The 14521-nt window shown below is 41.6% G+C and carries 13 protein-coding genes, 1 tRNA gene, 2 pseudogenes and 1 riboswitch; of the genes and pseudogenes, 5 read left to right on the forward strand and 11 right to left on the reverse strand.

Annotated features, from left to right (window positions below):
* Positions 1–193: 193 nt before the first annotated feature.
* Positions 194–289, forward strand: a riboswitch (purine riboswitch).
* Between the two features lie 130 nt (positions 290–419).
* Together ADH52_RS03760 and ADH52_RS03765 are read left to right on the forward strand one after the other, a co-directional pair.
* Positions 420–1001, forward strand: coding sequence for a xanthine phosphoribosyltransferase (locus ADH52_RS03760; protein WP_000770415.1), 582 nt, complete (start codon positions 420–422; stop codon positions 999–1001).
* Positions 1001–2263, forward strand: coding sequence for a nucleobase:cation symporter-2 family protein (locus ADH52_RS03765; protein ID WP_001194477.1), 1263 nt, complete (start codon positions 1001–1003; stop codon positions 2261–2263). Before ADH52_RS03760 ends, ADH52_RS03765 begins: the two co-directional genes overlap by 1 nt.
* Positions 2264–2298: 35 nt before the next feature.
* On the opposite strand, the gene ADH52_RS03770 is transcribed toward ADH52_RS03765, so the two are convergent.
* The 3 genes from ADH52_RS03770 to ADH52_RS03780 form a co-directional block, all read right to left on the reverse strand.
* On the reverse strand, positions 2299–2703 hold the full coding sequence (locus tag ADH52_RS03770; RefSeq protein ID WP_049510190.1) for a PaaI family thioesterase: 405 nt from the start codon (positions 2701–2703) through the stop codon (positions 2299–2301).
* Positions 2704–2772: 69 nt separating this feature from the next.
* The gene (locus ADH52_RS03775; RefSeq protein WP_049510193.1) at positions 2773–4254 is read right to left on the reverse strand and encodes a UDP-glucose--hexose-1-phosphate uridylyltransferase; all 1482 of its coding nucleotides are present in this window, start codon (positions 4252–4254) and stop codon (positions 2773–2775) included.
* A gap of 18 nt (positions 4255–4272) precedes the next feature.
* Positions 4273–5451, reverse strand: coding sequence for a galactokinase (locus ADH52_RS03780; RefSeq protein WP_049510195.1), 1179 nt, complete (start codon positions 5449–5451; stop codon positions 4273–4275).
* Positions 5452–5615: 164 nt separating this feature from the next.
* Here ADH52_RS03780 and galR point away from each other — a divergent pair, with 164 nt between their 5' ends.
* Positions 5616–6620, forward strand: a complete 1005-nt coding sequence (gene galR, locus ADH52_RS03785) for a DNA-binding transcriptional regulator GalR (protein ID WP_049510198.1) — start codon at positions 5616–5618, stop codon at positions 6618–6620.
* A 33-nt stretch (positions 6621–6653) separates the two neighbouring features.
* Here the strand turns inward: galR and ADH52_RS03790 are convergent, their stop codons facing one another.
* Complete coding sequence (locus tag ADH52_RS03790) at positions 6654–7544, reverse strand: cation diffusion facilitator family transporter (protein ID WP_000095928.1); 891 nt, start codon at positions 7542–7544, stop codon at positions 6654–6656.
* Between the two features lie 132 nt (positions 7545–7676).
* On the opposite strand from ADH52_RS03790, the gene ADH52_RS03795 reads away from it, so the two are divergent.
* Positions 7677–8213: a TetR/AcrR family transcriptional regulator gene (locus ADH52_RS03795; protein ID WP_004235331.1), complete on the forward strand. Its 537-nt coding sequence runs from the start codon at positions 7677–7679 to the stop codon at positions 8211–8213.
* A 136-nt stretch (positions 8214–8349) separates the two neighbouring features.
* Here ADH52_RS03795 and ADH52_RS03800 read toward each other — a convergent pair whose 3' ends face one another.
* From ADH52_RS03800 to ADH52_RS03815, 5 genes and pseudogenes are all read right to left on the reverse strand, one after another.
* On the reverse strand, positions 8350–9870 hold the full coding sequence (locus ADH52_RS03800) for an ABC transporter permease/substrate-binding protein (RefSeq protein WP_049510200.1): 1521 nt from the start codon (positions 9868–9870) through the stop codon (positions 8350–8352).
* A complete protein-coding gene (locus tag ADH52_RS03805; RefSeq protein WP_049510202.1) occupies positions 9863–10591 on the reverse strand; it encodes an ABC transporter ATP-binding protein in 729 nt (242 codons plus the stop codon). Before ADH52_RS03805 ends, ADH52_RS03800 begins: the two co-directional genes overlap by 8 nt.
* Positions 10592–10605: 14 nt before the next feature.
* Positions 10606–10797 (reverse strand): annotated as a pseudogene (locus tag ADH52_RS10905) (polyketide cyclase); the annotation flags it as partial.
* Positions 10798–10831: 34 nt separating this feature from the next.
* Complete coding sequence (locus ADH52_RS03810; RefSeq protein WP_049510203.1) at positions 10832–11275, reverse strand: MarR family winged helix-turn-helix transcriptional regulator; 444 nt, start codon at positions 11273–11275, stop codon at positions 10832–10834.
* A 144-nt stretch (positions 11276–11419) separates the two neighbouring features.
* Positions 11420–12613 (reverse strand): O-antigen ligase family protein, encoded by a 1194-nt coding sequence (locus ADH52_RS03815; RefSeq protein ID WP_049510205.1) that lies wholly within the window; start codon positions 12611–12613, stop codon positions 11420–11422.
* Positions 12614–12895: 282 nt separating this feature from the next.
* Between ADH52_RS03815 and birA the strand changes: the two genes are divergently transcribed.
* Complete coding sequence (gene birA, locus ADH52_RS03820; protein WP_049510207.1) at positions 12896–13831, forward strand: bifunctional biotin--[acetyl-CoA-carboxylase] ligase/biotin operon repressor BirA; 936 nt, start codon at positions 12896–12898, stop codon at positions 13829–13831.
* 44 nt (positions 13832–13875) lie between these two features.
* On the opposite strand, the pseudogene ADH52_RS10680 reads toward birA, so the two are convergent.
* Together ADH52_RS10680 and ADH52_RS03830 are read right to left on the reverse strand one after the other, a co-directional pair.
* Positions 13876–14124: pseudogene (locus ADH52_RS10680) on the reverse strand (ISL3 family transposase); the annotation flags it as partial.
* Between the two features lie 241 nt (positions 14125–14365).
* Positions 14366–14453, reverse strand: a tRNA-Ser gene (locus ADH52_RS03830).
* Between the last annotated feature and the right edge of the window lie 68 nt (positions 14454–14521).

Genomic DNA, 14521 nt, shown 5'->3' on the forward strand with positions numbered 1-14521 from the left:
CCGTACTCAAGTACAGCCTGCGGCTAGCTTCCTAGTTTGCTCTTTGATTTTCATTGAGTATAAATGTTAGCTTACAATGGAGTTTTTGTTCATCTTACTTCTAATTGTTCGCTTTTCAAACCAAAACACTAACAAAATATTTGATTTCTAAAGTTATTTAGTGTAAAATAAAAACATTGGCTCAAGCCTATTTAAAATTGAATATCATTTTACTTGTTTATGTCGTGAATTGGCGCGACGTTTCTACAAGGTGCCGGAACACCTAACAATAAGTAAGTTAGCTTGAGGGGATGGTCTTTTTTGCCATGCCTATTTTGGGGACTTACTTAGAGATTAAGTAGGTCTTTTTTCTATCAGTTTGTACTGGATAAAAATCTGAAACAAGCGAATGGATTAGCTTTTAGACTTTAGGAGGTCTTATGAAATTATTAGAAGAGCGCATCCTCAAGGATGGGCATATCTTGGGTGATAACATTCTCAAGGTGGATTCCTTTTTAACTCACCAAGTTGACTTTAGCTTGATGCGAGAAATCGGTAAGGTTTTTGCGGAAAAATTTGCTTCTGCTGGTATTACCAAGGTCGTAACCATTGAAGCGTCGGGTATTGCACCAGCCGTTTTTACAGCCGAAGCCTTAAACGTTCCCATGATTTTCGCTAAAAAAGCTAAAAACATCACTATGAACGAAGGCATCTTAACTGCCGAAGTTTACTCCTTTACCAAGCAAGTGACCAGCACCGTTTCTATCGCTGGAAAATTCCTCTCACCAGAGGACAAGGTCTTGATTATCGACGATTTCCTTGCTAATGGCCAAGCTGCCAAAGGCTTGATTCAAATCATCGAACAGGCTGGAGCCACAGTCGAAGCTATCGGTATTGTGATTGAAAAATCTTTCCAAGATGGCCGTGATTTGCTTGAAAAAGCAGGCTACCCTGTTCTATCACTCGCTCGTTTGGATCGTTTTGAAAATGGTCAAGTCGTATTTAAGGAGGCAGATCTCTAATGCAAACTCAAGAAAAACATTCGCAAGCAGCCGTTCTTGGCTTGCAGCACTTACTAGCCATGTACTCAGGATCCATCCTAGTTCCCATCATGATTGCGACAGCCCTTGGCTATTCGGCTGAGCAGTTAACCTACCTGATTTCCACAGATATCTTCATGTGTGGAGTGGCGACCTTCCTCCAACTCCAACTCAACAAATACTTTGGGATTGGGCTACCAGTCGTTCTAGGAGTTGCTTTCCAGTCGGTCGCTCCTTTGATTATGATTGGGCAAAGCCATGGTAGTGGTGCTATGTTTGGTGCCCTTATCGCATCAGGGATTTACGTGGTTCTTGTTTCAGGCATCTTCTCAAAAGTGGCCAATCTCTTCCCATCTATCGTAACAGGATCTGTTATCACAACAATTGGATTAACCTTGATTCCTGTCGCTATTGGAAATATGGGAAACAACGTTCCAGAGCCAACTGGTCAAAGTCTCTTGCTTGCCGCTATTACTGTTCTGATTATCCTCTTGATTAACATCTTTACCAAAGGATTTATCAAATCTATCTCCATTTTGATTGGTCTGGTTGTTGGAACTGCCATTGCTGCTAGCATGGGATTGGTTGACTTCTCTCCTGTTGCGGCAGCACCACTTGTCCATGTCCCAACTCCCCTCTACTTTGGGATGCCAACCTTTGAAATCTCATCTATTGTCATGATGTGTATCATCGCAACGGTGTCTATGGTTGAGTCGACTGGTGTTTACTTAGCCTTGTCTGATATCACAAAAGACCCAATCGACAGCACGCGCCTTCGCAACGGTTACCGCGCAGAAGGTTTGGCCGTACTTCTCGGAGGAATCTTTAACACCTTCCCTTACACAGGATTTTCACAAAACGTTGGTTTGGTTAAATTATCAGGTATCAAGACTCGCCTGCCAATCTACTACGCGGCTGGTTTCCTGGTTCTCCTTGGACTCCTTCCTAAGTTTGGTGCCCTTGCTCAAATCATTCCGAGCCCTGTCCTCGGTGGTGCCATGCTGGTGATGTTTGGTTTTGTATCGATTCAAGGGATGCAAATCCTCGCTCGTGTTGACTTTGCTAACAATGAACACAACTTCCTTATCGCAGCTGTTTCAATCGCTGCAGGTGTCGGTCTAAATAACAGCAATCTCTTTGTCAGCATGCCGACAGCCTTCCAAATGTTCTTCTCAAACGGAATCGTCGTAGCCAGCCTACTCGCCATTGTACTCAATGCTGTATTAAATCATAAAAAGAAATAAGAAAAAGAGGTGTACGCCTCTTTTTTTTTGTTTCTCTATATCCTTACTTGTCTATCTTCTGACCGTTGGCCTGTGACAAACATGGTGAAGGTTGCTTTGCAGACGTTTCTGCCTTCTTGATTGGTGATATCCACATCCACGACACAGGTTGTGCGACCTTTATGGACGCATTCTCCTTTAATGGTCAGCACATCGTCGAGTTTTCCTGCTTTGAGGTAGTTGATAGAAGACTGGAGTGTCACTCCATCAAGCCCCAGCGAGATAACCACCAAACCACTGATCTGGTCGCAAAGGGTAAAGAGATAACCACCATGGGCATTGCCATAGTAGTTGAGCGACGAGTCCACTACTTTGGTCGTCACCACAACGTGACCATCTCTCATTTGTTCAATTTCGTAATTTTCAAAGGCAGATATAGCGTCAAAATGAAAGTCTTTCATTGTTTCCTCCTGATATTTCAAACGACACTATGATACTACTTTTTATAGGACTGTGCAAGGAGAAAGCTCCTAGTCTGGCAAAATTCCGACCTTCTCCACAAAGCGCATAAAGGCTTCCTGTCCTTGTTCTGTCTGCTTGTAGACTCCTGCGTCCTCAAGCACACGCGCAAAGATAGCACCAACAGAGTCCTTGACGATTTCAAGGGCTTTTTCTTTATCTGTTAGGGCTGGATATTGGGCTCTAAGTTGGTCTGCCCATTCCTGATGATAATCGGAAACTGTAACAGCTTCTCCTACAAGATAGCTAGCGACTTGCTCCACTTCTGCTTTCAGACGTGGTGGCAAGATTGCCAAACCCATGACCTCAATCAAGCCGATATTTTCCTTCTTGATATGTTGGACATCCTTGTGAGGATGATAGATGCCATCAGGATGTTCTGCAGAAGTCTGATTGTCTCTCAAGACTAAGTCTAACTCAAACTGTCCATCACGCTTGCGCGCTATAGGTGTGATGGTGTGATGCGGTGTCCCGTCTGTTTCTGCCAAAATCTGCACACTAGGATCTGAATACTGACGCCATTCCTGCAAAATCTTATCAGCCAAGTTGATCAAATCCTCTTTGGAATCCGACGTCAAGCGTAGAACAGACATGGGCCACTTGACAATGCCAACCTTGACCTGCTCAAAACCAGCAAATCGGAAGGCCTTTTGCAAAGGAGCCAATTCCATAGGAAATACGTGACGGCCTCCCTGATAGTGGTCATGAGTTAGAATAGAGCCTCCCACAATCGGCAAGTCGGCATTAGATCCAGCAAAGTATCCTGGAAACTGCTCTACGATAGCTAGCAGACGCTCAAAACTCTGACGACTGATAGCCATGGGACGATGCTGGCCATCTAAGAAAATACAGTGCTCGTTAAAGTAAGCATAGGGCGAATACTGGAACCCCCACTCCTGACCCGCCATTTCAAAGCGGATAATACGGTGGTTGCTACGGGCTGGGTGGTTGACTCGACCATGGTAGCCCTCATTCTCTAGACAAAGCTGACACTGAGGATAATTACTAGCTTGCACCAACTTGGCTGCCGCAATCTCTTTCGGATCCTTTTCAGGCTTAGAGAGGTTGATGGTAATTTCAAGTTCACCGTAATCAGATGGAACACGATAAGCGATATTTTTAGCAATGGCCTTGAGTTTGATGTAGTCATTCTTCTGACTGAGTTGGTAAAAATCCTCTATCGCTTGCTCAGGAGAGTGGGCATAGGTTTCCCAAAAGTCACGATTGATCTGACTCGGACAAGGAGTCACCAAGTCCATTAGTTCAGCACCAAGGATTTCACGCGCAGTCTGACTATCCTCAATCGTCTCTAATCGAACGGCTTCCTCAACCAGCTGGTCCTTGAGGTCAATCAATTTATCCAGATTGGTCTCAACTTCCAAAACACCATCTCCCACTCGTGCCAAGACATGATTGGTCAGGTAGATTCGATCCATTTCCTCATATGAACTTTCAGAAATGACATGTGTTACAAATTTATCTACTAAGGTCACTATAGAGCCTCCTTTTGACTAGCCAAGGACGCGAGTGCCACCTGCAACTTCAGCGATATAGAAGCTTGGAGCGTAGCCAACTACTTCCTCGTAGTGTTTGCCTACAGCTTCCTTAAAGGCCTCAACAGTGTCTTTTTGCACCAAGGCAATGGCACATCCACCAAAACCTGCACCCGTCATACGAGCACCGAGAACACCTTCTTGTGCCCAAGCTGTGTGAACAAGAGTATCCAATTCCAAGCCAGTTACTTCATAATCATGTTCAAGGGAAACGTGAGATGCATTCATCAAACGACCAAATGTTTCCAAATCTCCTGCTTGAAGAGCTGCTTGAGCTTTGAGGGTACGTTGGTTTTCAAGCACAGCATGGCGAGCACGTTTCAAACGATTTTCATCTTTAATCAGATAGCTGTATTGGTCAAAGGCCCACTCATCCAATTCACCCAAGGTCTGAATATCTAAGGATGCTTGCAATTCTTCCACTGCTTTTTCACATTCAGCACGGCGTTCATTGTATTTAGAGTCTGCCAATTCACGACGTTTGTTGGTGTTCATGATGACAACAACATTGTCTTTCAAATCAAGTGGCACCAAGTCGTATTCTAGAGTATTAGTATCTAGGTAAATAGCACGTTGGTCAGCACCCATACCAATAGCAAATTGGTCCATGATACCAGAGTTGACTCCGATAAAGTTGTTTTCTGTTTGTTTTCCGATTTTAACCAAATCGAGACGCTCTAATTTTAAATCAAAGAGATGCTCTGCCACGACTCCTGTTAAGAGTTCAAGGGATGCTGAAGAAGACAAGCCAGCACCATTTGGGATATTCCCATAAACATAAAAATCAAAACCTTTGTCAATCACGTGCCCAGCTTCTTGCAAGAAATGAAGGACACCTTTTGGATAGTTGGTCCAGTTGTGCTCTTTTTCAAACTTGAGATCCGCTAGAGGCACTTCGATAATGCCCTTGTCCTCAAAGTTAGCTGAGTAGAAACGCAAAACTTGGTCTTCACGCTTGCGAGCTGCCCCATATGTTCCTAAGGAAATGGCTGCTGGAAATACATGTCCACCATTATAGTCCGTGTGTTCACCAATCAAATTGATACGGCCTGGTGAAAAGAAAGTTTGATCTGCTTCTTGACCAAAAACAGCAAGAAAATCTTTACGAAGAGCTTCAGCAGTAAGATGTTGTGTCATATGAATTCTCCTTTTACTGTGCGTTAAGTCACCTTAACGTGTAATCGTTTTCTTCTATTGTATCCAAGGGATTTCCCAAGGTCAATCCTTTTTACTAAAATTTTACTAAACTATCAGTAAAATACAGAAAAATATGATATACTAACCTAAAAGGAGGAGGATTTATGGCTACCTTAAAAGACATTGCACAGCTAGCCTCTGTCTCTATCGCGACCGTATCCCGCGTCCTCAATCGCGACCAGAGCCTATCTGTTACAGAAGAAACCAGACACCGTATTTTAACCGTTGCTGAAGAGTTGGGCTACACTAAGCACCTCAAGACAGGCGAGTCCCACAAGCCCAAGCAAAAGATTGCCATTATCCAATGGGTCAGCGAACAAGGGGAGCTAGACGATCTCTACTACTACCAGATTCGCCTAGGAATAGAAAAAAGAGCCCAAGAACTGGACTATGATATTTTACGCTATTTTAATGACCATCCTTTTACACTGAGCGAGGAAGTCATCGGGATTCTCTGCATCGGAAAGTTTAGCCGAACTCAGATTTCTGCCTTTGAAGAATACCAAAAGCCTCTTGTCTTTCTAGACAGTGATACTCTTTCGCTAGGACATACCTGCATTATCACAGACTTTTACACTGCCATGAAACAGGTTGTCGATTATTTCCTTAGCCAAGGAATGGACCGTATCGGGATTCTAACAGGCCTTGAAGAAACAACTGACCAAGAAGAAATCATTCAGGACAAGCGGCTAGAAAATTTCAGAAACTACAGTCAAGCGAAGGGAATCTATCATGATGAACTGGTCTTTCAAGGAAGCTTTACTGCCCAGTCTGGCTATGACTTGATGAAGGAGGCTATTCAGAGTTTGGGAGATCAACTCCCGCCAGCATTTTTTGCAGCTAGCGATAGTTTAGCCATCGGTGCCCTCCGTGCGCTCCAAGAAGCTGGAATCAGCCTACCAGACTGTGTCAGCCTCATTTCCTTTAACGACACTAGTCTGACCAAACAGGTCTATCCTCCCCTCTCCAGCATCACCGTCTATACCGAAGAAATGGGCAGAGCAGGCATGGATATTCTTAATAAGGAAGTACTCCACGGTCGCAAAATCCCTAGCCTAACCATGTTGGGAACCAGACTGACTCTGAGAGAAAGTACAAGGAATGAATAGGATAACAAAACGACCTCTAGCGAGGTCGCTTTTCTAATGATGATGCCCATGCTTCTGCTCTAATTCTCTCACCCTCCGCTTATGTTGCGCATGATTGCTTTGACTGCTATCTACTTCAATAGTGATATTCTGCACGCCTCTTTCTTCTAAACATTGACGCACCACTTCTTTGGTTTCCATCATCTGTTCCCAGTCCTTGATACAAATGTGAACAATAGCATTATTCTCTAGACCATCCATGGACCAAATGCTAAGTTGATTGACACTGTTGACATTGGGTAGAGCCTCTAAATCCTTCTCCAAATCACTTGTCTCGACTCCTTCTGGCACAGCATCTAGGAAAATTTTCAGTGCGCTCCAAAAGCGAGGAATGGCTTTCGACAGAATAAAGATAGAAATAACTAGTGATAAAAGCGGATCGAGGATATACCAGTCCGTAAATCGAAGAATAATCGCCATTAGAATGACGGCCAACCAACCAAGAGTGTCTTCCAAAAAATGCAGGCTAAGAATTGACTCGTTCTTTGTTTTCCCCTTACGAACTACCAGACTTGCTAGCACATTAATGGCTACTGCAATGATTCCCAGCCAGAGGATGCCTTCCTCATTGACGGGTTGCGGGTGAACAATCTTTGTGACATTTTCCAAGATCACTAGGACAGACCCTATCATAAGAATCACAGCCGTTAGCATGGCTCCTAAAAGACTAAAACGTTTGTAACCCAAGGTGTACTGTCTATCTTCTTCACGGTTTGAAATTGTTTCTAAAAGGGCTGAGATGCCAATGGCTATAGCATCTCCCAAGTCATGAACGGAATCAGCAAGAACTGCACTCGAACCAAAGATTCCTCCTGCGATAAACTCAACAATCGCATAGCTTAAATTTAAGAAAAAAGCTAACCAGATAGATGTTTTAGAACTCATTTCTCTCCCTCCTTTGGTATAATGGGTATATACATACTTCTTTCATTTGTATTATCTAATAAAATTCAAAGAAAGGATAGAAGCAAACTGTCAGCCATGTTCAGTTCTGAACAGTTTGTCTCAAGTGTCTACATGCCAAAAAGAGACCGTCGAGTCAGCAAGACGAAAAAAGCCATCTATCAAGCTTTTTTACAACTTTTGAACGACAAAGGCTATGATGCCACTACTGTTCAGGATATCATTGACCTAGCAGATGTTGGGCGTTCTACTTTTTACTGTCACTATGAAAGCAAGGAACTCCTTTTAGATGAGCTCTGTCGCTACCTCTTTCATCATCTCTTTGAAAGGGAAGGACACTTTACTACCGAGGACTACCTCGCACATATCTTTTTACATTTTCAGAAAAACCAGGACCATGTTACCAGTCTGCTATTTTCCAAAAATGACTACTTCCTCCGTCAACTCCATAAAGAGCTAGAACACCATGTCTATCCCATGTTGGCTGATGAGTTAAAAGAAGCCCACACTAATCTGCCTACTTCTTACCTCCAACACTTGGTCGTGTCCAACTTTATCGAGACATTGACCTGGTGGCTCAAAAAAGGACAAGACTTTACATACCAGGAAGTTGTCCAGTTTTATCTAGACCTTCTCATTCCTAAAAATTGAATACAGAGTAGAGCTCAGTTGCCTTATTTCTAGGCTACTGAGTTTTCATCTTTTCAACAATCAAAAAAGCCCAGACGACATTGTCTGAGCGTTCTTCTATATAGTCGTTTAACCAAGTTGAGTTTAGCTTTTCAAGCTATTTCTTCAACAAACCTTGTTCTTGTAGAAACTCCTTGGCTACTTGCTCTGCTGACTTGCCTTCGACACCGACTTGATAGTTAAGCTGGCTCATCTGGCTTTCAGTAATTTTACCAGCCAATTTATTGAGAACTCTTTCCAACTCTGGATGTTTCTTTAGAAGAGCTTCTTTCATCAGTGGAGCCCCTTGATAAGGTGGGAAGAGTTGCTTGTCATCTTCCAAGACCTGCAAATCATAACGCGCCAACTCTGCATCAGTTGAATAGGCGTCCGTGATTTGAATATCGCCTGACTGAATTGCCTGATAGCGAAGGGCTGGCTCCATGGTCGCTACATTAAGCTTGAGACCATACATTGATTGCAAGCCCTTATTTCCATCTTCACGGTCATTAAACTCAAGTGTAAAGCCAGCTTTCAACTGTCCTTCTACTTTTTTCAAGTCCGAAATGGTCTTCAAGCCATATTCTTGAGCAATCTTTTTCGGAACAGCTACAGCATAGGTATTTTGATAAGACATGGGTTTGAAATAGGCTAGATGATCCTGTTTGGCAATGCCATCACGCGCTACCTGATAAACCTGCTCTGGTTCATGACTCACTTTCGGTGATGGCTGAAGTAAACTTTCAGTCACCGTACCAGTAAATTCAGGATAGATGTCAATATCTCCTTTTTTCAAAGCTTCATAGAGGAAACTTGTTTTCCCAAAATTCGGTTTAACAGTAGCAGTCATGCTGGTATTTTCTTCAATCAGCAACTTATACATATTGGCCAAAATTTCTGGTTCTGGACCCAATTTCCCAGCAATAACCAAGTTTTCTTTCTCTTTTTGAGCTAAGAGGGCTGGGCTATAAGACAGACCGAGCAATATTGTCACCAAGGCAAAACCAGAAAAAATCGTCCGCAATTTTGCTTTTTCCATCACTTTTAGTAGGAAGTTAAAGGCAATGGCAAGCACTGCAGAAGAAAGTGCCCCAATCAAAATCAGGCTGGCATTATTACGGTCAATTCCCAAAAGGATGAAGGACCCCAGTCCTCCCGCCCCAATCAAGGCCGCCAAGGTTGCCGTACCGATAATTAAGACCGCTGCCGTCCGAATCCCAGACATCATAACAGGCATAGCAAGTGGAATTTCAAACTTCTTGAGACGCTCCCACCTAGTCATCCCAAAGGCAATCCCAGCCTCTTGCAGATTCGGATCAATTCCCTTGAGTCCAGTGATGGTATTTTGTAAAATCGGAAAGATCGCATAAATCACTAGCGCTGTTAAAGCCGGCAAGGTTCCAATTCCCATCAAGGGGATAAAGAGCCCCAACAAGGCCAGAGACGGAATAGTCTGGAAAATCCCTGCAATCTGCAAGACCCAGTCGGCCAACTTCTCATGATAGCGAAGATAAACAGCCAAGGGAATCGCGATAAAAATAGCCAACAACAAGGTCAAAAGTGACAACTGCAAATGTTGAGATAGGGCTGTCAACCAATCACTAAAACGATCCTGAAAAGTTGCAATTAAATTAGTCATGAACACTACCTCCAAACAAGTCTGCTACAAATTCTGTGGCAGGAGCTTTTAAAATGGTCTCGGGATTCGCTACCTGGCGAATTTCTCCATCCTGCAAAACAGCAATACGATCCGCCAACTTCAAGGCCTCATCCGTATCATGGGTTACAAAAATAGTTGTCATCCCAAACTCTTTATGCAATTCTTTAGTCAGAACCTGCAACTGTTTTCTCGAAATAGCATCCAAGGCTGAAAAAGGCTCATCCATGAGGAGAATCTTAGGCTGACCAATCATAGCACGGACAATACCGACCCGTTGCTGTTCTCCACCAGATAATTCACTAGGTAAACGATGCCCATACTCGGCTACTGGTAAACCAACCTTAGCCAAAAGCTCTTCTGTTTTCTGAGCAATTTCTTCCTTAGTCCAGCCCTTCATCTCAGGAATCAGGGCAATATTTTCCGCTACCGTTAGATTAGGAAAGAGAGCAATAGCCTGTAAAACATAACCAGTAGAAAGACGAAGTTCTCGCTCATCATAGTCTTTGATGCGCTTGCTATCCATATAAATATTTCCATCAGTCGGTTCCAAGAGACGGTTAATCATCTTAATCATGGTCGTCTTACCTGAGCCAGATGGCCCAACTAAAACCATAAATTCCCCATTCTCAATCCGTAAATTAACATCTCTCAAGACATCTTTTTCTGTGTAACGTAAAGCTACATTTTTGTATTCAATCATTCTGTGTCCTCAATTTAAAACTTCCCTCGATTGGTCAAGTCTTCTACCTTAGGCATGACTTCCTTATTATCCCAATGTTCCACAATTTTCCCGTCTTTTAGACGGAAGATATCGTACTGAGCATAGGCAACTCCACCAATCTGAGTCTGACCATAGCTAACCACATAGTTTCCTTGTCCTAAGAGTTGGAAAACAAAGTCAAAAGTGGCCTTTACTTATAAACAGTTAATTTGCTCCATTTTAAACCTCATTTTCCTCCTCTTTCAGATTAGCCAAAATTCTTTCTTGAAAGGCTTCAAACTGACGAATTTCTTCTTCTGAAAATCCTTTGTAAAAGATCGTATCCAATTTCTGACTGACACGATGCCCCACTTCTTTCTGAGACTGCCCCAACTCTGTTAAAACCAAATACTTCTTACGCTTATCTTCTCCACATGGACTAATAGTTACAAGATTTTGTTCCTCTAGCTTTTTAATCATAGTCGTCAGCGTATTATTAGCAAGTCCAGTCGCCAAAGCAATATCTGTCGCAGTTGCGCAGCCAGTTTCACTATTCCATAAAACCGCTAAAATCTTGCCCTGTTCACCCCTATAAAGAGCCTCAGAATCTTGGCTCAGTAACTTTTGAAAAATCCGCCCATTCAACAAACGAATATGATGGGCTAGCAAATGACTATCTTTCATGACACCTCCAATTTATTTCGATATCGAAATGAATAAAATAATTGTAACACTCATTATTCTAACTGTCAACTATTTCGATTTAGAAATAATTTTTCCCAGTAAAAAAATCTCCTACCCAAGGTAGAAGATTTCAATCTTATAAACTTAATCCGTCATGTCCGATACCAACGTTCGATGCTCCAATGGAACACTGCACATAACTAGCAAGAAAATGAAACCTGATTGAATCCAGAAGAGGGCCAGATCAAAGATTCCGTGCACAGCAACCACTGTAAGGAAAGATAGATAAAGACCGATAATCGGGCGTTTCCCCGACTCCTGACTCATATCCATCATCAAGCGAACAGGAGCCACAGAAGACAAAACTAGTAAAATAGTCCCTACAATTCCGTAACTCAGAATCGTATCAATATAAAGACTGTGAGCATGTTCATGATAAGGAGCATTTATCCGAGGATACGAGTGCATATAGGTCAATGGCCCCTCACCCCAGAAAGGATTTTGCTTAAATAAGGCCATCCCAGCATCCCAGATAGAAATGCGTTCTTCCATAGAAGAGTCTAAAGTCCCCATCCGAACTCCCAAATCACTAGAAAAGAGGAAGCTCAAGCCAATCGCAAAGACCCCAATACTAAGCCAAAAGGCCTTCCAATTTTTAATGGTCGTAAAGAGATAAATAATGGCTCCAGCGATAATAGCAGGAAAGGCAGTTCGATTTTGCGTAAAGTTCAAACCAAAGAGATTCACAAAGCCTGCAATCACACAGAATACTTTCAACCAATTCAACTTGGTCGTTGTAAACAGATAGAAGGCAATCATGATACAGAAACAACAAATAATTCCATAATAATTAGGATTAAAGAAGGTCACTTCTGCACGATTTTGATGCCACACCTGCATATTGGGTGAAAGAAAAGCATAGTTAAATTTCTTTACAATTTGGAAATGTTCTAAACTCGCAAAAGCAGCTGACAAGACGCTACCAAACAAGACGAGCTGCAAAATCAATCGAAAGAATTTATGTGATAAAATCGACTGATAGTGCAAAAAGAAAACAGTAAATAGAAAAATTCCTACTGAAGCCACAAGACCCATCCAATTTTGAGCAAAAGTGGATATAACAGTACTATAGCCAAGAAAAAGAAGTAGCATCGGATGCTCCCCCATTTTCTGAAGAATACTTTTCATATCTCCTGTAAAAATCAAACTGATAATATATAAACAGAATACAACTACAAAAAGATAAAAGGGTAAAAAGATACTCAGGACGATTCCCAATAAAATCAGTTCTTTACTAGACAACCCTTTCAGCTTTTCAATAAAGCCTATTGATTTCAAAATGAATCCTTTCTCTCCAAATCAGTTGATTCAGATAATAGTAAGCTACCCTTTATTGTACCACTTTTTTAGCAATTTGAAAACAAAGGAAACGTTTACTAGGTAAAAAAGGGAGCAAAAATACTGAGATTTCACAACTCAAGCTTAATGACTAGATTCACTCTAAAAAAACGTGCCGAAAATAGTAGGCATATGTTAAAATAGTAGTAATAAAATATAGATTAGAAGCAACTATCCAAACTAAAATCAAATCATATACTATTCTTAAAGAAAGGAAACACCATGAAATCCTACCAAGCTGTCTATCAGATTCTAACTAAAGAAACCGATTATATCAGCGGAGAAAAGATTGCAGAAGAACTATCACTGACTCGAACATCAATTTGGAAAGCCATCAAGCGTTTAGAACAAGAAGGCATTGAAATTGATAGTATCAAAAACAAAGGCTATAAACTGGTGAACGGAGACCTTATTCTTCCAGAACTTCTAGAACAAAATCTTCCAATTAAAATCAGTTTTAAACCCGAAACAAGATCAACACAACTCGATGCAAAAGAAGCAATTGATTTAGGAAATGAAGCAAACACCCTCTATCTAGCTTCCTATCAAACAGCTGGCCGAGGACGTTTTCAACGTTCTTTCTACTCCCCACAAGGTGGCATTTATATGACACTCCATCTTAAACCCAATCTGCCCTATGACCAATTACCATCCTACACACTACTTGTAGCAGGAGCTGTCTACAAAGCCATTAAGAACCTAACTTTAATTGATGTCGACATAAAATGGGTCAATGATATCTACCTAAACAATCATAAAATTGGAGGAATCCTTACTGAGGCAATGACCTCTGTAGAAACTGGCTTAGTCACAGATATCATTATTGGAGTAGGTATTAATTTCACTATTAAAGACTTTCCTCAGGAATTAAAAGAAAAAGCTGCTAGTTTATTTAAAACACCAGCACCTATTACCAGAAATGAATTAATCATAGAAATCTGGCGGACTTTCTTCGAAACACCAGCAGAAGAACTATTATACCTATACAAAAAACAGTCATTCGTTCTAGGAAAAGAAGTTACTTTCACACTAGATCAAAAAGACTACAAGGGACTTGCTAAAGATATCTCAGAAAATGGCAAACTTTTAGTTCAATGTGATAACGGAAAAGAAATCTGGCTCAATAGCGGAGAAATTTCACTCAAGAGTTGGAAGTAATAATAAACTAGCACAACCATAGAATCGACAATATATAAAGATTTTAGCTTTTCTGCAGCCCTATACAGTTGAAAAAGAGCCATTTTAAGGAGAATTCTAGTAGGAATACCAGTCGTTTCTAGGTAAGGGATCTTAGACGGTTTTTGAAAGTCATATTTCTTCATTTGACTTCCAGAACTAGGACAAGATGGGGCATTGTAATCCAGTTTCGCGATGATTTCCTTGTGAGTATCCCTATTGACGATATCTAAAATCTTGATATTTTGGTCTTTGATATCGAACAATTTTGTGATAAAATGTAACTATTCCATATGATTCTTTCTAATGATGGTTTGGTTGCTTTTCATTATGGATCATATGGAACTTTTTTCTACATAAAAATAGGCTCCATAATATTTATAGGGGGGTACCCACTACAAATATTATGGAGTCTTTTTATCGCTCTGAATACCAAAAAAGAAAGGACGAAATGTCTCCTTCCTAGAACTTAGCTTTTCTTCAACCCACTACAGTTGACAGAGAGTCGAAATTAAACGGAGAATAAGGGATTCGAACCCTTGCGCCAGTTACCCGACCTAACGATTTAGCAAACCGTCCTCTTCAGCCTCTTGAGTAATTCTCCTATTAATGGGCACGAGTGGACTCGAACCACCGACCTCACGCTTATCAGGCGTGCGCTCTAACCACCTG

It is taken from the genome of Streptococcus pseudopneumoniae, assembly GCF_001072665.1.
GTDB lineage: Bacteria > Bacillota > Bacilli > Lactobacillales > Streptococcaceae > Streptococcus > Streptococcus pseudopneumoniae_S.